17 protein-coding genes are annotated in these 19,697 nt (G+C 69.4%); all 17 read right to left on the minus strand.

The window, feature by feature from the left end; all coding sequences use genetic code 11:
* Window positions 1-50 precede the first annotated feature (50 nt).
* The gene (locus WAF18_RS15120) at window positions 51-1,130 is read right to left on the minus strand and encodes a chemotaxis response regulator protein-glutamate methylesterase (RefSeq protein ID WP_337245833.1); all 1,080 of its coding nucleotides are present in this window, start codon (window positions 1,128-1,130) and stop codon (window positions 51-53) included.
* Entirely contained in the window at window positions 1,127-1,720 is a 594-nt protein-coding gene (gene cheD, locus WAF18_RS15125; protein WP_337245834.1) for a chemoreceptor glutamine deamidase CheD, read from the minus strand. Before cheD ends, WAF18_RS15120 begins: the two co-directional genes overlap by 4 nt.
* Window positions 1,717-2,586, minus strand: a complete 870-nt coding sequence (locus WAF18_RS15130) for a CheR family methyltransferase (protein WP_337245835.1) — start codon at window positions 2,584-2,586, stop codon at window positions 1,717-1,719. The genes cheD and WAF18_RS15130 overlap by 4 nt, the downstream gene beginning before the upstream one ends.
* A 131-nt stretch (window positions 2,587-2,717) precedes the next feature.
* Window positions 2,718-5,081 (minus strand): methyl-accepting chemotaxis protein, encoded by a 2,364-nt coding sequence (locus WAF18_RS15135; protein WP_337245836.1) that lies wholly within the window; start codon window positions 5,079-5,081, stop codon window positions 2,718-2,720.
* A 69-nt stretch (window positions 5,082-5,150) separates the two neighbouring features.
* Window positions 5,151-5,537, minus strand: coding sequence for a hypothetical protein (locus tag WAF18_RS15140; protein WP_337245837.1), 387 nt, complete (start codon window positions 5,535-5,537; stop codon window positions 5,151-5,153).
* A 115-nt stretch (window positions 5,538-5,652) separates the two neighbouring features.
* The gene (locus tag WAF18_RS15145) at window positions 5,653-6,120 is read right to left on the minus strand and encodes a chemotaxis protein CheW (protein ID WP_183426863.1); all 468 of its coding nucleotides are present in this window, start codon (window positions 6,118-6,120) and stop codon (window positions 5,653-5,655) included.
* A 91-nt stretch (window positions 6,121-6,211) separates the two neighbouring features.
* Window positions 6,212-6,979 carry a flagellar regulator YcgR PilZN domain-containing protein gene (locus tag WAF18_RS15150; RefSeq protein ID WP_337245838.1) on the minus strand — a complete coding sequence of 256 codons (768 nt, stop codon included), beginning with the start codon at window positions 6,977-6,979 and terminating at the stop codon, window positions 6,212-6,214.
* A gap of 36 nt (window positions 6,980-7,015) precedes the next feature.
* Window positions 7,016-9,193: a methyl-accepting chemotaxis protein gene (locus WAF18_RS15155; RefSeq protein WP_337245839.1), complete on the minus strand. Its 2,178-nt coding sequence runs from the start codon at window positions 9,191-9,193 to the stop codon at window positions 7,016-7,018.
* 130 nt (window positions 9,194-9,323) lie between these two features.
* Entirely contained in the window at window positions 9,324-11,582 is a 2,259-nt protein-coding gene (locus tag WAF18_RS15160; protein ID WP_337245840.1) for a methyl-accepting chemotaxis protein, read from the minus strand.
* 242 nt (window positions 11,583-11,824) lie between these two features.
* The gene (locus WAF18_RS15165; protein ID WP_337245841.1) at window positions 11,825-13,831 is read right to left on the minus strand and encodes a chemotaxis protein CheA; all 2,007 of its coding nucleotides are present in this window, start codon (window positions 13,829-13,831) and stop codon (window positions 11,825-11,827) included.
* Between the two features lie 34 nt (window positions 13,832-13,865).
* A complete protein-coding gene (locus WAF18_RS15170; protein WP_183426868.1) occupies window positions 13,866-14,231 on the minus strand; it encodes a response regulator in 366 nt (121 codons plus the stop codon).
* Complete coding sequence (locus WAF18_RS15175) at window positions 14,228-14,545, minus strand: STAS domain-containing protein (protein WP_183426869.1); 318 nt, start codon at window positions 14,543-14,545, stop codon at window positions 14,228-14,230. Before WAF18_RS15175 ends, WAF18_RS15170 begins: the two co-directional genes overlap by 4 nt.
* Window positions 14,546-15,230: 685 nt before the next feature.
* Window positions 15,231-15,998, minus strand: a complete 768-nt coding sequence (locus WAF18_RS15180; RefSeq protein ID WP_183426870.1) for a chemotaxis protein CheW — start codon at window positions 15,996-15,998, stop codon at window positions 15,231-15,233.
* Window positions 15,995-16,774 carry a ParA family protein gene (locus tag WAF18_RS15185; RefSeq protein WP_183426871.1) on the minus strand — a complete coding sequence of 260 codons (780 nt, stop codon included), beginning with the start codon at window positions 16,772-16,774 and terminating at the stop codon, window positions 15,995-15,997. Before WAF18_RS15185 ends, WAF18_RS15180 begins: the two co-directional genes overlap by 4 nt.
* Complete coding sequence (gene motD / locus WAF18_RS15190; RefSeq protein WP_337245842.1) at window positions 16,774-17,736, minus strand: flagellar motor protein MotD; 963 nt, start codon at window positions 17,734-17,736, stop codon at window positions 16,774-16,776. The genes WAF18_RS15185 and motD overlap by 1 nt, the downstream gene beginning before the upstream one ends.
* A 10-nt stretch (window positions 17,737-17,746) precedes the next feature.
* Window positions 17,747-18,487 carry a flagellar motor protein gene (locus WAF18_RS15195; protein WP_183426873.1) on the minus strand — a complete coding sequence of 247 codons (741 nt, stop codon included), beginning with the start codon at window positions 18,485-18,487 and terminating at the stop codon, window positions 17,747-17,749.
* Window positions 18,488-18,537: 50 nt separating this feature from the next.
* Window positions 18,538-19,697: chemotaxis protein CheA (locus tag WAF18_RS15200; protein ID WP_337245843.1), on the minus strand; the 1,160-nt coding region annotated here is incomplete at its 5' end.

Consider the following 19,697-nt stretch of genomic DNA (forward strand, 5'->3'; position numbering starts at 1 on the left):
TTGCACTCTGACCCCGGTTTTGGCGTTGGCGGCAAGCGTCGCAGGTGGCGTCAGTCCACCGACTCGCGCCGGGCCAATGTCAGCAGGCGCTGGGCGATGCGGTCCAGCGGCAGGCATTCTTGCGCGGCGCCCAGCTTCCAGGCGGCGCCGGGCATGCCCCAGACGACGCTGCTGGCCTCGTCCTGCACCAGCGTCGCAGCCCCGGCCTCGCGCAGTTCGAGCAGTCCGCGGGCGCCATCGTCGCCCATGCCGGTGAGGATCGCCGCAACCGCGTTGGCGCCCGCCGCCTGCGCGACCGAGCGGAACAGGACGTCGACCGCGGGCCGGTGCCGGTTGACCGGTGGGCCGGGGTCGAGCCGGCAACGCCAGCGAGCGCCGTCGCGCAGCACGCGCAGGTGGTGGTCGCCCGGCGGCAGGTAGACATGCCCGGGCAGGATGGTCTCGCCGTCGCGCGCCTCGCGCACCAGCATCGCGCAATGCCGGTCCAGGCGTTCGGCGAACGGTGCGCTGAAACTGGCGGGAATGTGCTGGGTCAGCACGATGGCCGGTGCATCGGGCGGCATCGCTTCGAGCACGACGCGGATCGCTTCGGTACCGCCCGCGGACGCGCCGATCGCGATCAGCCGGTCGGTCGTGCGGTAGCGCAACGCGACCGGTGTGGCGGTCGTCTCGGTCGCAGCAGCGGGCCCGGCCGCCGGACGCGATGTCGGGCGCGGTGCGGCGCGGACCTGCGCGCGCGCCGCGGCCTTGACCTTCGCAGTGATCTCCTGCGCGTAGCTTTCCAGGCCGTGGGCGACATTGATGCGTGGCTTGGCGACAAAGTCCACCGCGCCCAGCGCCAAGGCCTGCAGGGTGATGTCGGCGCCGCGCTCGGTCAGCGAGGACACCATCACCACCGGCATCGGTCGCAGTCGCATCAGATTGTCGAGAAACACCAGGCCGTCCATGCGCGGCATCTCGACATCGAGGGTCAGCACATCGGGATGCAGGCGCTTGATCTTCTCGCGGGCGAGCAAGGGGTCGGCGGCGCTGCCCACGACCTCGATCTGGGGATCGGCGGACAGCACTTCGGTCAGCAACTGACGCACGACCGCCGAGTCGTCGACGATGAGCACGCGCACCGGCGTCATTCGAACAGCTCCACATCGCCGGCGACCGGCGCGCGCGCCAAGCGGGCACGGACGGCCGATTCGGCGGCCGCCACCTCGGCGCCGTGTGCGTGCGGCAGCCGGTAGACCATCACCTTGCCGGTCTGCGGGAAGAACCACACCTTGCGCGGATGGATGCCCTGCAGATCCTCGGCCACGACCGGGATGTTCTCCGCGTCCAGATAGCCGCGCACGAACTCGGCGTTACGCGTGCCCACCGGGTTGCTGGTGAAGCCCTTGAGCACGTTGGCGCCACCGAACACCTTGGCCTCGAGGCGACGGCGGCTGGCGCCGCGCTTGAGCAGCTCGTTGATCAGCACTTCCATCGCATAGCTGCCGTAGCGGGCCGGCGCGCCGTCGCCATTGCCACCGTCGGGCAACAGGAAGTGGTTCATGCCGCCCAGGTGCAGCAGCGGGTCGCGAATGCACGCGGCCACGCATGAGCCCAGCACGGTGACCAGCGCGGTGCCGTCGTTGACCACCAGGTACTGGGTCGGCAGCAGCTTGGCGGCCGGCACCTGGAACTGCGGGTCGCGGTAGCGCATCACCGTGTCGCTGGGCGGCGCGCTCACGGGGCAGTCGCTGCGAAGTGGCGGCGGTACAGCGTGCGGCCGCAGGGCTGGATCAGGTCGGCGGCGTGCAGGTAGTTTTCCGAGTGCCCGGTATAGAGCAGGCTGGCCGCGTCCATGTGCGTGATCAGCCGCGACAGGATGCCGCGCTGGGTCGGCTTGTCAAAGTAGATCATCACATTGCGGCAGAAGATCGCATCGAACGGACCGCCGACATCGTAACGGCCGGCCAGCAGATTCAAGGGACGGAACTCGATCAGCGCCTGCAGCGCCGGATGCACGCGGCACTTGCCGGCATTGGGGCCGGTGCCGCGCTGGAAGAAGCGGCGCCGCAGGTCCGCGTCGAGCGCGGCGACGCGTTCGATCGGATAGACGCCCTGACGCGCGGTCGCCAGGACCTGGGTGTCGATGTCGGTCGCGACGATGCGCACCGGCGGCTGCAGCGTGTCGAAGGCCTCGCAGGCGGTGATGGCCATCGAGTACGGTTCCTCGCCGGTCGAGGCTGCGCACGACCACAGCGTCAACGGCTTGCGGCCCGACCCGGCGCGCTGCAACTGGGTGCGCAGCGTCTCGAAGTGGTGCGGCTCGCGGAAGAACGAGGTCAGATTGGTGGTCAGCGCATTGGTGAACGCCTGCCATTCATCGCCGTCAGGATCGCCTTCCAGCAACGCCAGATAGTCACTGAAGTCGTCGAGGCCGAGCGCGCGCAGCCGCCGCGACAGCCGGCCGTAGACCATGTCGCGCTTGCTGGCGACCAGCGCGATGCCCGCCCGGTCGTGGATCAGTTGGCACACGCGACGGAAATCGCGGTCGGCGAACACGAACTGGCGGGCGTCGCCGGGCGGGTGGGGCAGGGAAGCGGCACTCATGGCGACCGGCGCGTCAGGGAGACTCGATGGTTATCGGCGCGATGCCGGCGAAGTTGACCGCGATCGTCGCGTCACGCGCAAGGCCCGGCACTGGGCCGGGCCTTGTCGGTGCCCCGTATCGGCGGCAACGATCAGAACTCCGCCCAGTCCGCCTCGGCCAGGGCGGGCGCGGCGGGAGCGCGTGTCGCCGGACGTGGCGCGGCGGGTGCCGGCTTGCGAGACGGTGGCGGCGCTGCCCGGGTCGGCTGCGCGGCGGGTGCGGCCACGGCCTGTCCTTCGATCCGCAGCATCGAGATCGCGTCGGCCAGGCCCGTGGCCTGCTCCTCCATCGCCCGCGCGGCGGCCGAGGCTTCTTCGACCAGTGCGGCGTTCTGCTGAGTGGTCTCGTCCATCTGCACGATGGTCTGGTTGACCTGCTCGATACCCGCCGCCTGTTCCTGCGAGGCGGCGGAGATCTCGGCCATGATGTCGGTCACCCGCTGCACCGAGGCGACCATCTCGGCCATGGTCTTGCCAGCCTGTCCAGCGAGCGCGGCACCGCTGGCGACCTTGCTGGTGGAGTCGTCGATCAGGCCCTTGATCTCCTTGGCGGCATTGGCACTGCGCTGGGCAAGCGTACGGACCTCGGAGGCCACGACCGCAAAGCCGCGGCCCTGTTCGCCGGCCCGCGCGGCCTCGACCGCGGCGTTGAGCGCGAGGATGTTGGTCTGGAACGCGATGCCGTCGATGACCGAGATGATGTCGGCGATCTTGCGCGAGGAGGCCTCGATGTCGGCCATCGTGGAAACGACCTGACCGACGACCTCGCCGCCCTGGGAGGCGACGGTGGCCGCGCCCTGGGCGAGCTGGTTGGCCTGGCGGGCGTGGTCGGCGTTCTGGCGGACGGTGGAGGTCAGTTCCTCCATCGAGGCGGCGGTTTCTTCCAGATTGGCCGCCTGCTGCTCGGTGCGGCGCGAGAGGTCGTCGTTGCCCGAGGCGATCTCGGTCGACGCGGTGCCAATCGCAGCCGACGCGCCCTGGATGCGGGCGACGATGGCGGTGAGCTGGGCGACGGTGGCGTTGGCGTCGTCGCGCATGCGGGCGAACACGCCTTGGAAATCGCCTTCCATGCGCGCGGTCAGATCGCCCGAGGCGAGCGCATTGAGCACGTGCGAGACCTGCGCCAGGCTGACCGCGTTGGCGTCGAGCAGGCTGTTGAGCTGCTGCGCCAGCTGCAGGATGAAGCCGTGCTTGCCGTCCAGCGAGACGCGATGGTCGAGATCACCGGCCGCGGCCGCGGACACGATGCGGGCGACTTCGGCTTCGACCCGGACTTCACCGGTGCGGTCGCGCCATTCGGCGATCAGGCCGATATCGCGGCCCTGCGCGTCGCGGATCGGCGAGATGATCTGCGCGATGCAGGCGTCTTGGTAATGTATCTCGCGGTGCGCGATGCCGCGCTCCTTGAGACTGGTCAGCACGCGCTGGTCCGGCTTGCCGTCCAGCTCGAACGTCGCCAGCGAGGCCCCCAGCAGCGGCTGGGCCGGATCGTAGTGCGGCAGCTCGGCTGCGATCGCCTCGGCGTTGTCGCGCATCACGGTCTCCAGCGCCGGATTGACGTAGAGGATGTCGAACTTCTCGTCGGTGACGATCATGCCGGTCGAGGCACTGTCGAGCGCGGTGCGGATGCGCAGATTCTCGCTGGCGATCTTTTGATCGCGCTCGATCCGCTCGCGCAGGTCGTGCTGCATCCGCTGCATGGCCTTGAGCAGGTCGCCGATCTCGTCGCGGCGGCTGGCATCGATGCGGGTGTCGAGCTTGCCGCTGGCCACGTCATTGGCGACCGCGACTGCCGAGCGGGTGGCGCCGGTGAGGTTGCGTGCCATCAGCCAGGCGATGACCATGCCGCCGGTGATGCCGGCCAGCAGCATGACCACCATCAGAATGCTCGACCCGGTCTGCACCGAGCGCGCCTCCTCACGGGCCGCGGTGGCCTGACGGTCGGCCTCGGCCTGCAGCGCCTGCAACGCGTTGCCGGCGGCCATGTGCAGGTCGCGGGTGCGGCCGATGAAGGTGTCGGTGGCGTCGTCGGGCAGGTCGAGCTCGATCAGTTCGTTGACCTCGTGGTAGGAGGCCTTGGCATCGGTCCAAGCGGTCACGAAGCCGTCGTAGAGCTTGCGCTCTTCCGGCGAGACGATCAGCGGCGCGTACGCTGCCATGGCTGCGTCGATCTGCTGTTCCATCGCAGCGGTGCGCTCGCGCGCATCGCGCTTGACCTGATCGCTGGCGCGCACCAAACCCAGGTATGACGCGGCGCGATACTCGCCGAGCAGGGCGCGCGTTTCGCCGACCGTGGTCAGCGTCGGCAGGGTGTTGTCAGCGAGGTGGTCGGTCACGCTGTCGAGCGAGCGCAGGCCGATGAAGCCACCCACGCCCTGGGCGATCATCAGGATCAGGACGACGCCGAATGCCAGCATCAGTTTCGGTGCGAGCTTGAGATTCGAGAACCAGTGCATGCGGCAATCCCCCGTAGGCGGCCGGATGGAAAAACGGCCCGGATGCGGTCTGCAATCCGGGCGCGGGGCTTACTTGATGGTGGCGAGCTTGATGTCGCTGGGCGAGCTGACTGCGATCTCGGCGCGGCTGGCGTCGCGCTGGATGGTGCCCACGACGCACACATCGCGGCCTTCCAGCTCCTCGGGCGAGGGACGGAACCGGTCACGCTGCTCGTTGGGGATGCGCGCCGAGAAGGTGTGGCGCGGGAACGCGCCGCCCATGTACAGGAAGGTCGGCTGGCCTTCGGTGTTCTCCGCATAGCGGGTCTTTTCGACCTTGCCGCAGACCATGCCGCTCTTGCCGACGAAGCGCACGGCCTGTTCGGGACGGATGGCCTCCTGGGCGAAGGCGGTCGAGGCGCCCCCGACCAGCAGCAGCGCGGCCAGCAGGGAAGACGTCTTGCAGTGGATGGTCATGGTCTGCTCCTTGATCGATGGACGGCAGGCGCGAAAGCGCCTGTGTCCGCCTCTATCGGCCGTGTGCGGCCGGGCCTTGAGTGAAAGCTGTGTGACGGCGGTCCCAGATCGGGGATCACGCTGCCTGGGGAACCGCCAGTTCGGCGCTGTCGAGCAGGGTCTCGATGTCGAGCAGGATCAGCATGCGGTCGTCGAACGTGCCGATGCCGGAGATGCAGCGGGTGTCGATCGCCGCACCGAACTCGGGCGTCGGGCGGATCTGCTCGGCAGAAAGCGGCACCACGTCCGACACACCGTCGACGACGATCCCCACGACACGGTCCTCGACATTGAGCACGATCATCACCGTGAAACTGTCATAGCGCGCCTGCGCCAGGCGCAGCTTCAGGCGCAGGTCGATCACCGGCACGATCGTGCCGCGCAGGTTGATCACGCCTTTGATGTAGTCCGGCGCGTCGGGCAGGCGGGTGACTGCGTCGTAGCCTCGGATCTCCTGCACCTTGAGGATGTCGACGCCGTAGTGCTCGTCGCCCAGGGTGAAGGTGAGGTACTCGCCGGCGTTCTGGGGATCTGGACTGCTCATCGGTGCGCTCCTGCAGGCATGCCGCGCTCGCGCGCGTGTCGGGTGTCCCGTGCGACATCGGCCGCGCGGCGGGCAACTTTAGGCGCCGGCGCTACACGGCGCGGCGGAGCCGGGCGTTGCGCTGGCGCTCGATCTGGAAGATGGACTGCAGGATGCGCCGCTGCGCGGCCGGTGCCAGCGCGACGAAGCGGCAGCCCGCACGCCAGCGCACCCGCGGGCCGGTCTGCTCGCAGAAGCGGTGCGCGACAGTGACGGCCACCGGAATCGGAGTGGCGTCCGGCAGCTGCAACAGGCAGCGATCGAGCGTGCGCCCGGGTGCGAAACGCGGATCCTCGCCGTCATCCATCGCCACCGCGAGCCCGCCGCCGCTCAGGTCCAGCACCCGCAGGCCGTCGTCCGATGACGCCGCCGGGGTGTCGCCATGCCCCGGGTGCAGCGTCACGCCGGCATCGAGCGGTGGCACGACACGATAAAGATCGCGTCGCTGCAGGCGCAGCAGCGCCTCGGGCCAGGATGCGACGAACGCCTGGCGCCCCTCGTGCAGCATCGGCAATGGCGTCGAGAGTCGGAAACGGATCTGCACCGCGTCGAGCCGGGTATCGCAGACGAGTTGGGTGCAGGTCGCAATCCTGCGATTGAGGGCGTCCTGCCGGCTGGCGTCGAGTACCAGCGTGCCGTCGTCGCCGACCGCGAGCAGTGCGGTCGGGCAAGACAGGTCGCCTGGCATCAGGCTGCCGCTGATCAATGCCTTGGTCTCGACCAGGCTGCGCAGCACCCGGCCCATGTCGGCACTGTCGCGCAGCATGTAGCGCGACAGCGCTTCGTCGTCCAGCGGATGGAGCGGGTCTGCAGGCGCCATCGTCCTTGCCGTCATGCGTGGGGTGGGCCTGGACGATCAGGGCAGCGCGTGGCCTGGGGCCGGCGGGCGGGCCGCGTCCACCACTGCCTGCAGCAACGCGGTGGCGGTATCGACACGGAACACCGCGATCGCATTGGCAAGCCCGGCGGCCTGTTCCTCCATCGCCCGCGCAGCAGCCGAGGCTTCTTCGACCAAGGCCGCGTTCTGCTGGGTGGTCTCGTCCATCTGCACGATGGTCTGGTTGACCTGTTCGATACCCGCCGCCTGCTCCTGCGAGGCGGCGGAGATCTCGGCCATGATGTCGGTCACGCGCTGCACCGAGGCGACCATCTCGGCCATCGTGGTGCCGGCCTGTCCTGCGAGCGCTGCGCCGCTGGCAACCTTGCTGGTGGAGTCCTCGATCAGGCCCTTGATCTCCTTGGCAGCGTTGGCGCTGCGCTGGGCAAGCGTGCGGACCTCGGAGGCGACGACCGCAAAGCCACGACCCTGTTCGCCGGCCCGTGCGGCCTCGACCGCGGCATTGAGCGCCAGGATGTTGGTCTGGAACGCGATGCCGTCGATGACCGAGATGATGTCGGCGATCTTGCGTGACGAGGCCTCGATGTCGGCCATCGTGCACACGACCTGACCGACGACCTCGCCGCCCTGGGAGGCGACGGTGGCCGCGCCCTGGGCGAGCTGATTGGCCTGGCGGGCGTGGTCGGCGTTCTGGCGCACGGTGGAGGTCAGTTCCTCCATCGAGGCGGCGGTTTCTTCCAGATTGGCCGCCTGCTGCTCGGTGCGGCGCGAGAGGTCGTCGTTGCCCGAGGCGATCTCGGTGGAGGCGGTGCCGATCGCAGCCGACGCGTCCTGGATACGGGCGACGATGGCGGTGAGCTGGGCGACGGTGGCATTGGCGTCGTCGCGCATGCGGGCGAACACGCCGTGGAAGTCGCCGTCCATACGCGCGGTCAGGTCGCCGGCGGCGATCGATTGCAGCAGCCGCGAGAGCTCGCTCAGGCTGCGATCGCTGGCCGCCATCATCGCGTTGAGGCTCTGGATCATGCGCCCGAAATCGTCGCGGAACCGGCTCTCGTCGCCGCGGACCGAGAAGTCGCCGGCGGCGGCCGCGGCGGCCAGCCGGTTGATCTCGCCGTTGATCGCCATGAGGCTGGCCTTGGCGGCGTCCATCGCCTCGTGCAGCACCGCGCGGCTGGCAGGCAGGCGGCGCGCGTCGCGCGACAGGTCGCCGTTGGCGTACTCGTTGAGGATCTCGATTGCCTCGACGAATGCGTCCAAGTGCTCGAACATCATGGTGTTGATGCCCGACGCCAGTTCGCCGTAGACGCCCGGGAAGTCGACCGGCATCCGGTGACGCATGTCGTCGCCCGCATGCTGGCGGATCATCTCGCGCGTCTGTTCGGAGAACCGCTCGAGCATGTGCACCATCTCGTCGGTCGAGCGCAGCATCTGGCCGATCTCGTCGCGGCCCTGGTGGCCGGTGCGGATGCTCAGGTCGCCGTGGGCCACGCCGCGGATCGCGTTCACCGCCCGCCCCAGCGGCTCGAGCACCGAGCGGCCGATCAGCCAGCCGATCCCGGCGTTGAGCAGCACCAGCAGGCCGCCGACGACGGTCATGATCGCGGTGAATGTCAGCGCCTGGGACTGGGTATCGTCGAGATAGACGCCGGTGGTCACGACCCAGCCCCACGGCGCATACAACGCCGAGTAGGAGGTCTTGTGCACCGGTTCGTCCTCGCCCGGCTTGGCCCAGACGTAGTCGACGTTGCCGCCGCCGGCGCGCGCGACTTCGACAAAGCGGCTGTAGATGGCCGTGCCATCGGTATCGGTGATCCCGGACACGTCCTTGCCGATCAGGTCCGCGCGCATCGGGTGCATCAGCACGGTGGGGCGTTCGTCGGTGACGAAGAAGTAGTCGACGTCGTTGTCCGAGCGCATCGCCGCCAGCGTGCGCAGGGCGCGGTCCTTGGCCTGCTCAAGGGTCAGCTCGCCATGTTCGGCGCGGCTGGCGTACTCCTCTACGACACCCAGCGCCAGTTTGACCTGCGATGCGACACCGTCCTTGCGGGACTGGTTGAGGTCCACGAATTGGACCCGGGCCGCGACGACGGCCAGCAGGATGATGCCGGTCGCGACGAGCGCGGTCTGGAGCAGGAACTTGCGCTGCATCGAAAGATCGGACAGCGCACGGAGCACGGCGGCGACGGAATTCATGAGGGTGGCAGGAGTGGGCCTGCCACCGGTATCGGCCGCGCTGCGTCGAGATTGAGGCGTGTGTGCCGACAGGCGCGTGCCCGGCCGCCCCGACCCCAGTGCGACGGGGTGGGCCGGCCGGGCCTGGCGATCAGAACTCTGCCCAGTCGGTCTCCAGCACCGCCGCTGGCGCCTTGCGGGTGGGCACAGGGGCAGGGCGCTTGGCGGGCGCGGCAGGCGGCGCTGGGCGGGGGGCGGCCAGAGCGCTCGGCGCCGCCGCGGCGGCAGGTCGGCGGGTGGCTGCGCTGACGTGAGCGGACTCGATATGGAACACCGCGATCGCATCGGCCAGGCCCGCGGCCTGCTCCTCCATCGCCCGCGCGGCGGCCGAGGCTTCTTCGACGAGGGCCGCGTTCTGCTGGGTGGTCTCGTCCATCTGCACGATGGTCTGGTTGACCTGTTCGATACCCGCCGCTTGCTCCTGCGAGGCGGCAGAGATCTCGGCCATGATGTCGGTCACGCGCTGCACCGAGGCGACCATCTCGGCCATCGTGGTGCCGGCCTGTCCTGCGAGCGCGGCGCCGCTGGCGACCTTGCCGGTGGAGTCCTCGATCAGGCCCTTGATCTCCTTGGCGGCATTGGCACTGCGCTGGGCAAGCGTGCGGACCTCGGAGGCCACGACCGCAAAGCCGCGGCCCTGTTCGCCGGCCCGTGCGGCCTCGACCGCGGCGTTGAGCGCGAGGATATTGGTCTGGAACGCGATGCCGTCGATGACCGAGATGATGTCGGCGATCTTGCGCGACGAGGCTTCGATCTCAGCCATGGTGGAGACGACCTGGCCGACGACCTCGCCGCCCTGGGAGGCGACGGTGGCGGCGCCCTGGGCGAGCTGGTTGGCCTGGCGGGCATGGTCGGCGTTCTGGCGGACGGTGGAGGTGAGCTCCTCCATGGAGGCGGCGGTCTCCTCCAGGTTGGCGGCCTGCTGCTCGGTGCGGCGCGAGAGGTCGTCGTTGCCCGAGGCGATCTCGGTGGACGCGGTGCCGATCGCAGCCGACGCGCCCTGGATGCGGGCGACGATGCTGGTGAGTTGGGCGACGGTGGCATTGGCGTCGTCGCGCATGCGGGCGAACACGCCGTGGAAGTCGCCGTCCATGCGCGCGGTGAGGTCACCGGCCGCGATCGACTGCAGCAGCCGCGATAGCTGGTCGAGGTTGCCGTCGGCGGCATCCATCAGCCGGTTGAGGTCCTCGATCATGCCGCGGAAATCGTGCTGGAACCGGGCCGCATCGCCGCGGACGCTGAAGTCGCCGCGTGCGGCCGCGCCGGCCAGCGCCTTGACCTCGGCATTGATCGCGCCGAGGTTGGCCTTCACGGTGGCCATGGTTTCGGTCAGCACCGCCTTCTCGCCCGGGTACTGCTCCAGGTCCGGCGTCAGGTCGCCGATCGCATACTGGCGCATGACCTCGATCAGGTGCATCTTTACTGCGACGTGGGAGCCGACCAGCGCATTGGTCTCACGTACCATCATGCCGTAGTCGCCGGGAAAGGCACTTTCGTCCATGCGATAGCTGATCGCGCCGTCCTCATGCGCACGTGCCATGCCGCGCTGGGCATCGATCACGGCGCGCAGCTGACCCTGCATGCGCTGCATGGCGCCGAGCAATTGCCCGACCTCATCGTTGCGGTCGACGACGATCTGGGTATCCAGGCGACCGTCCGACACGTCGTTGGCGACCTTGACCGCACTGCCGACCGAGCGCGACAGCGTCCGCGAGATCGCGATCGCCATCGCCGCGGCCAGCAGCACGATGATCACGATGCCAGCGATCATCGCCAGCAGGCTGCTGCGGTAGACGGCGTTGGCCTGGGCGATGTCGCTGCTCAAGCGCTGGTCGTTGAACTGGGCCAGGGCGGCCATCGACTCGAACAGGTCGCGGCGCAGCGGACGCGACTTCGCGTCGGATACTGTCTGCGCGGTCTCGCCGTCGCCAACGGCCAGCGCCTGCTCGATCTCACGCCGCGCGGCGAAGTACGCCGCCAGGCGCGCCGTCATCGCGTCGTACAGGCCGCGCTCGTCGTCGACCAGCGGCAGCGCTTCGTACAGGGCGCGCTGCTCGGCAATGATCTTCTCGATCTCAGCCAGGCGCTGATCGTAATCGCGCACCGCATCGGGCTCGTCCAGGCGGCTGAGCTGCGCCAGCTCGTACATCCGGTACTCGCCCAGCTGCGAACGGATCTCGCCCAGGTGCTGCACCGCCGGCATGTCATCGAGGCTGACCTTCTGCAGTTCGGCATTGATGCTGCCCAGCCGGTTCAGAGCGAACCCGCCCAGCCCCGCGGCCAACAGCACGATCAGAGTGAAGGCGACCGCCAGCTTCCGGGCGATCGACAGGTTGTTCAACCATCTCATGGGAGGTCTCCGGATACGACAAAGGACGCGGGCAGGTGTTGGTCAACACCTGGAGCGCGTCCTTCGCCTGACGACTAGCGGCCGGAAACGGAACGACTTGAACGTTGAAACCGATATTTTTTCAAGTGCTGCCGGCGTGATTCACGTCGCGGAAATGAATGTGCAAATGAGGTGAAATCCGGTGATCGCAGGCGATGTGGCGCTGCGGCCGCGAATAGCGGCGCGATCGCACATCGTCGGTGTCACGCCGCCTGCGGCAGACGCAGTGACCGGGCCAGACCGCCGACGTCGACGATCAGCGCCACCCGGCCATCACCCAGGATCGTCGCGCCGGAGATGCCGTCGACGCGGCGATAGTTGTTCTCCAGGTTCTTGACCACGACCTGCTGTTGACCAATCAGTTCGTCGACCTCGAGCGCCAGCTTCTGGCCGTCGCCCTCGACCACGACGACAAGCGGATCGACGCCTTGCGGCTGGCCGTAGCGGTAGTGATCGTTGAGCGAGACCAGCGGCAGATACTCGCCGCGCACGCGCAACACGCGGCCCTCGCCGGCGAGGCTGCGGATGTCCTCGGCTTGGGGCTGCAGGGCTTCGATCACATAGGTCAACGGCAGGATCAGGGTCTCCTCGCCGACCGCCACGCTCATGCCGTCGAGGATGGCGAGGGTCAGCGGCAGGCGGATCACCACGCGGGTGCCGTGACCGGTGCGGCTTTCGAGCTGCACCTCGCCACCAAGTGCCTGGATGTTGCGTCGGACCACGTCCATGCCGACGCCGCGTCCTGACAGGTCGGTGACTGCGTCGGCGGTCGAGAAGCCGGCCTGGAAGATCAGGTCCCAGATCTGCGCGTCGGTCGGCGACTCCGGCACGGCCAGGCCGCGCTCGGCGGCCTTGGCCAGAATGCGTTCGCGGTCCAGGCCGCGGCCGTCGTCGGCGACCTCGATGACGATATGGCCCCCCTGGTGCGAGGCGGCAAGCGTGATCGTGCCGGCTTCGTCCTTGCCCGCGGCGCGGCGCGCGTCGGGCAGCTCCAGGCCGTGGTCGATCGCATTGCGGACCAGGTGCACCAGCGGATCGGCGATCTTCTCGATCAGCCCCTTGTCCAGCTCGGTGCCTTCGCCGAGCGTGCGCAGGCGCACCTGCTTGCCCAGCCGCGTGGACAGGTCGCGCACCAGACGCGGGAAGCGCCGGAACACCGCGTCGACCGGCAGCATGCGCACGCCGATGACCGCTTCCTGCAGATCGCGGGTGTTGCGTTCGAGCAGGTCCAGTCCGGCGAACAGGCGTTCGCTCAGCGCAGGGTCGAGGGCGGCGGACACCTGCTTGAGCATCGCCTGGGTGATCACCAGTTCGCCGACCAGGTTGATCAGGCCATCGATCTTGTCGGTACTGACCCGGATCGAGCTTTCGGCCTCGTGGCCATTCGCCGCCGGGGCGGCGGTGCCGGTCGCAGCTGCGCCCGTGGCGGGGGCGGGTGTCGGATCCGCGCTGGGCGCGGATGCCGGCGCAGGCGCTGCCGCGGCGGCTGCCGTCGGGCGGATGTCGAGCGTGCAATCGTCCTCGACCCACGCGAACACGTCGTCGATCGCGCTGCGCGGCACCGCGCCGATCAGGCCCAGGTCCCAGGCCAGATACGCTTCGAGCGGATCGAGCTGGCCGAAGCCGGGCAGGCGGTCCATCCGGCAGGCGACAGCGAGCGGCGCCAACTGGTCGAGCTCGCGGATGATGCGCAGCGGATCGTTGCCGCTCATGAACATCGACGGCGCCGGCGTGAATCCGATCTGCCAGCCGGTCGGCTCGGCGGTGGGGTCGGCCGCAGGCGTGGCCGGCGCGGCGGCCGCGACCGGTGCGGGTGCGGCAGTACCGGCGAGCACGGCCTCGAGCCTGGCCTGCACGGCGATCGCGGCGGCCGGGTCGGCGGGCTGGCCGGTTTCGGCTTCGGCCAGCAGTGCGCGCAGGACGTCGACCGAGGCCAGCATCGCGTCCGTCGCGGCGGCATCGACGCTGCGCTTGCCGGCGCGCAGTTCGTCGAGCAGCGTCTCGAGCACGTGGGTCAGTGCGGCAACCGCATCGAATCCGAATGTCGCGGCGCCGCCCTTGATCGAGTGCGCGGCGCGGAAGATCGAGTTCACCAGCTCCGGGTCCTGGTCGCCCTGCTCGAGTTGCAGCAGGCCGGCTTCCATCGCTTCCAGGCCTTCCCGGCTTTCCTCGAAGAAAGTGGCGTGGAAGCGCTGCATGTCCATGTTCATGGGGTGACCTGGATTCGGAGGCGGAAGGCGGGCGTCAGCCCAGGACTTTCTGGACGGTGGCGACGAGCTGGTCGGGGTTGAACGGCTTGACCAGCCAGCCGGTCGCGCCCGCGGCCTTGCCTTCGGCCTTCTTGTCGGACGCCGACTCGGTGGTGAGCATCAGCATCGGGACGAATTTGTAATCGGGCAGGCCGCGCAGGGCGCGGATCAGGGCGATGCCGTCCATGTTGGGCATGTTGACGTCGGTCACCACGGCGTTGAACCGCTGGCCCTGGGCGCGCCCCAGCGCGACCTGGCCATCTTCGGCTTCTTCGACCGAGAAGCCGGCCGAGGTCAGGGCGAAGGAGACCATCTGGCGCATCGAGGCCGAGTCGTCCACTACCAGAATGCGTGCGCTCATGCGGCGTTCTCCACTGTGCTTGCGTTCGAATGGGTGCGAGGGGGGCTGGGCAGTCCCAGCGTGTGGCCGATCCCCAGCAGGCGGATGGCGTCGAGCAGGGCGGCGCTGCTGTCGTGCAGTGCGGTGGTCCGGCCCGAGGCGCTGCGGCTGGCGAAGAACGCGCACAGCACCTGGAGGCCGGCGGTGTGCACGCGTCGCACTTGGGCGCCGTCCAGCAGCACGTCCTGGTCGTGGGCCAGGTGGGGCTCGAGCCGTGCCTTGAGTGCGGCGCTGGTCTCGATGCCGAGATCCTCGCCCAGGTCCACGGTGGTCATCGCGTCTCCGCAAAGTCGGGGGTACGACGGGTTAGCGGCAGGGATGCGGCGAGCTTTAGGGTGGGCTTTTTGCGTGCGGCGATGAGGGGTGACTTCGAATGGGCATCGGCCTGCCGGCCGGAAGCCGCTTCCCCCTCGGCAGGACATCCTGTCCTGACTCGGGCGCGCGCCATCCATGGCGCGCTTGGCGCGGCCACCGGCCGTCAGTCCGCTGCCTCGTGCGTTTGCATTCCGCCTTCGGGTCGGTGCAACGCCGCATGCTGGGGGCACGCTGCTAGAAGCGCGGTGATTTCGTTGGAGACCTGTCTCGCTGAGCGTATCCGTCGCCGAACGCGAGGCTCAACGAGCGGTATAGAGCGGCATTGGCAGCAGTCGCGAGGGGTCGAGCAGCAGCGTGACCGTGCCGACGAGGCGCACGATGCCGAACCGGGGTCAGGGTGCAATTTCGCAACGCGAGAACTGAACTCTGACCTTGGTCTTGCAAACAGGCGACTTCTCCTCGAACCGAAGTCGGGCTGCCAATGTTCGCGGCAGCGGACTGACGGTCGGTGGCCGCGTCGAGCGCGCCACGGATGGCGCGCGCCCGAGTCAAGGCAGGATGCCTTGCCGAGGGAAGAGCGGCTTCCGGCCGGCAGGCCGCTTTCCATCCGAAGTGAGCAAGCGCGTCTGGATGGACGCGTGAGGTTCAGCGGGCGGTGTAGAGCGGCATCGACAGCAGTCGGGAGGCGTCGAGCAGCAGCATGACCGCGCCGCCGAGGCGCGCGATGCCTCGGATGCGGTGGTCGCCGACCGGGGCGAGGCGAGAGGTGTGGGCGCCTTCGATCTGGGCGTCGGAGACCACGGCCACGTCCTCGACCGTGGACACGCGCAGGCCGAGGGTGTCGCCATGTTCTTCAAGCACGACGATCCGCGTCGCCGGCGTGTCCTCGACCGCGGTGTCGCCCAACTGCAGCCCCAGATCGATCACCGGCACGACTTGGCCGCGCAGATTCATCAGGCCGGCCAGGCACGGTGAGGCGCCGCGTACCGGCAGCAGCGGGGCGGGCAGCACGACCTCGCGGATCTTCAGCAGTTCCAGGCCGTAAATCTGACTGCCGCAGCGTAGCCGCAGCCAGCGGGCCTGACGCTCGCCGCTGCGGCGCGGTGGTGGAATGTCGGCGCGGGCCGCGGCGCTGGCGACCCGCGGTGCGGCTGGCGCAGGGGCTGGCGTCGCGGGGGGCGCCGGCTGCGCGCGCACCGCAGGCGCGGGTGCAGGCGGGCGTGGCCGCGTCGCGGGGGGAGCTGGCGGGGGCGGCGCGGTCTGTGCTGGTGCCGGCGTCGGGCCCGGTGGGGCGGTCACGGGCGTGGCGGCGACCGCGGGAGGCGGCGCGGGTGCGGCGGCTGCCGGCGCCGACGTCGGCGCCGCCGACAGCAGCACGCCGAGGTAGTCGTCGACGACCTCGGCGGCGTTCATGCGGCGTGCTCCAGCGCCTGATCTTCGGCCAGCAGCCAATCGAGCGCGCGGCCGTAGGCCGAGAAGGCGCGGCCCGGCGGATGGCCGTTGACCACCTGCTGGGCGAGCGCGTCGGCGTTGCTGAGCTGGGTGTCGACCGGGACCGCCTCGTCCCAGATCTTGCCCGCGTACTCGTCCTGCAACTGCGCCAGGGTCTCGCGCCCGATGCGGGTGCGGCGGTCGTACATGGTCGGCACGACCGAGACCGGCAACGGGCGCTGCCGGGAGCGTTCGACCATTTCGGCGGTGCGCACCATGCCGGCCAGGCCGTAGAGCGCCAGCGGTTCGCATTGCGTGGGCACGATCACCCGGTCGGCGGCCGCCAGGGCGTTGACCATCAACAGGCCGAGCGTGGGCGGGCAGTCGAGCAGGATTGCATCGTGGCCGCCGGTGTGTCGGGTGATCGCCTGCGACAGCGCCAGGCCGAGGCCGGGCTGGGTCGCGCTGCGGCGCTCGAGTGTCGCCAACGCAGTCTGCGCGCAGACGTAGTCCAGGCCTTCGGTCGGCGAGGCGCGCATCAGCGCGGCCAGGCTCGAGGGCGGGGTGGCGAACAGGTCGGCCACGCCGGCAGGCGGTGGGTCGGTCGGGATGCCGAACGCACGGGTGAGCGAGGCATGCGGGTCGAGATCGACCAGCAGCACGCGCAGTCCGCGCGCGACCATCGCACGGCCGAGGGCCAGCGTGGTCGTGGTCTTGCCGACGCCGCCTTTCTGGTTGGCGATCGCCCAGACGCGCATCAGGTCTCTCCTCGGGGATGGGGGGGCAGGGAATCGGGGGCGTGGTCAGTGGCGACCGCGGGAATGGCATCGATCGCCACCGGCTGCGAAGGCGCCGGCCCGCCGATCGGCTGGCCCTGGGTCGACTCGGGCTCGGCCAGCACCATCAGCACCACGCGCCGGTTGGCGTTGCGGCCGGCCTCGCTGGCGTTGTCGGCCTTGGGCCGCTGTTCGCCGTAGCCGACCATCACCAGCCGCTCGGGCGCCAGGCCCTCGCGCACGAACAGGTGCACCACGCTGGCCGCGCGCGCGGCCGACAATTCCCAGTTCGACGGGAACTGCGCGGTGCGGATCGGGCGGTCGTCGGTGTAGCCCTCGATCCGGATCGGATTGGGCAGCCCGCGCAGCACTGCGGCCAGTCGACCGAGCAGCGATTGCGCGCCGAAGTCGAGCGTCGCCGAGCCGCTGGGAAACAGGATGTCGCTGTTGATCTCGACCTCCAGCCAGAGGTCGGCGCGGCGCACGGTGATCAGCCGCGCATGCACCATTTCCGACAGCGCGTCCTCAAGCTGCAGCGCGATGCGCGCCAGTTGCTGGCGCGAGGCGGCACGCGCCGCGCCGTCGGCGCCGTCGTCGATGCGGTCGCTGCGCATCTTCGATTCGAGCATCGGCTGCAGCGGCGAGTCGAGCACCGGCGACGAACTTCCCGGACCGCGCCGCGCGCCGCCGGGAATCGGCACCGGCGCCTTGAGGCTGGCATCGCGGTAGACATTGTCGCCGACTTGGATCGGGTCGATCGTCCGCGGCGTGCCGCTGAAGGCATTCGCCAGCGAACTGGCCATCACCCGGTACTTGCCCTCGTTGAGCGAGGACACCGCGTACATGACGACGAAGAACGCCAACAGCAGCGTCATCAGGTCGGCGTAGGGAATCGCCCAGGCCTCGTGGTTGGCGTGTTCTTCGTGGTGGACGCGTCGTGCCATCGTCGCCGGCTCAGTGCAGGAAGCCGGCCAGACGGGCCTCGATGTTGCGCGGATTCTCGCCTTGGGCGATCGCGATCAGGCCCTCGATCGCCAGTTCGCGCTCGCCGCTGCGGCGGCCGATCACGCTCTTGAGCTTGGAGGCGACGGGCAGGAAGAACAGATTGGCCGAGGCGATGCCGTAGATGGTGGCCGTGAACGCCGCGGCGATGCCGTGGCCGAGCTTGGACGGATCGGCCAGGTTCTTCATCACTGCGATCAGTCCGAGCACCGCGCCGACGATGCCGAGCGTGGGCGCGTAGATGCCCATGCTCTCGAACACTTTCGCCGCGGCCAGGTCCTGCTGTTCCTCGCCGTGCAGTTCGATCTCGAGCATGTGCCGGATGGCCTCCGGTTCGACACCATCAACCAGCATCTGCAGGCCTTTGCGCAGGAACGGGTCGCTCTGCGACTCGACATAGGCTTCCAGGCCCAGCAGGCCCTGCTTGCGCGAGACGTTGCTCCACTCCAGCAGTTGCGCAATCAGTGCGCCGCGGTCGGCGGTCGGCGGTCGGATCGTCCAGCGCAGGATGCGCATCGCGCGCTTGAACACGCTCGGCGGGGTGTGCAGCAGGATCGAGGCGAGCGTGCCGACGATCACGATCACGAAGGCAGCCGGCGACCACAGCGCGCCGAGCCCGGCACCCTTGAGGATGCTGCCACCCACCAGGGCGGCGAGGGCGAGCACGAGTCCGACGACGCTGAAAAGGTCCATGATCGCGATATCGGCGTCGGGCGCGGCGACTTGAGCCGTGCCCCGAGGGCTCAGGGGCCGCGCAGCGCGTCCACGTCGAGGATCAGTGCAAGCCGTCCATCGCCGATCAGGGTCGCGCCGGCATAGCCGGGCAGGCCGCGCAACGCGCGCGGCAGTGGCTTGATGACCACCTCTTCGCGCCCGCGCACTTCGTCGACCACCAGGCCGAAGCGACTGTCGCCCCGCTGCAGCACCACGATGGTCAGCAACGCGGTATCGAGCGCCGGCCGGTCGAGCCAGTGCCGCAGGTCGAGCAGCGAGAGCGTATGCGAGCGGCGGTCGAGCGCGGCGCGGCCATCGAACCAGTTGACCGTGCGTGCCGGTGCATGCAGCACTTCCTGCACCCGCGCCAGCGGCAAGGCGTAGGCATCGCCTGCGGCATGGACCAGCAGGGTCGGCAGGATCGCCAGCGTCAGCGGCACGCGCAGCGTGAAGCGGCTGCCGCGACCGAGTTCGGATTGCACCTGGATCTGCCCGCCGAGCTCGCGGATCCGTGACTGCACCACGTCCATGCCGACGCCGCGGCCGGAGATGTCGCTGACCTCGGTGCGCGTCGACAGGCCGGCCAGGAAGATCAGATGCAGACATTCCTCGGCGTTCAGACGTGCGGCCGATTCGGCGTCGATCAGGCCCTTCTCGCGCGCCTTGGCGCGCAGCCGCTCGGGGTCGATGCCGGCGCCGTCGTCCTGGACCTCGATGCCGACGTAATCGCCTTGCTGCTGGGCGATCAGCCGGACCTTGCCGGCGCGCGGCTTGCCGGTCGCCTCGCGCAGGTCCGGCGTCTCCACGCCATGGTCGATCGCGTTGCGGACCAGGTGGATCAGCGGATCGGCCAGCGCTTCGACCAGGTTGCGGTCGAGCTCGGTGTCGGCGCCGACCAGTTCCAGGTCCACTTCCTTGTCGAGCGCGCGGGCGACATCGCGAGCGACCTTCGGAAACCGCGAGAACACCTTGCCGACCGGCTGCATGCGCGTGCGCATCACCGCGCCCTGCAGGCGCGCAGTGGCGTTGTCCAGGGTGGCGACGGCGCGGTCGAGGTCCTCGTCGCGCAATCGAGCGCGCAGTGTCTTGAGGCGGTTGCGGGCCAGCACCAGTTCGCCGACCAGGTCGACGATCGCATCGAGCCGCCGAGTGTCGACGCGGACGGTCTGCTCGCGCTCGGCCGGTGCCT

Origin of the sequence: Luteimonas sp. gir (assembly GCF_037198055.1) — a bacterium.
GTDB lineage: Bacteria > Pseudomonadota > Gammaproteobacteria > Xanthomonadales > Xanthomonadaceae > Luteimonas > Luteimonas citri_A.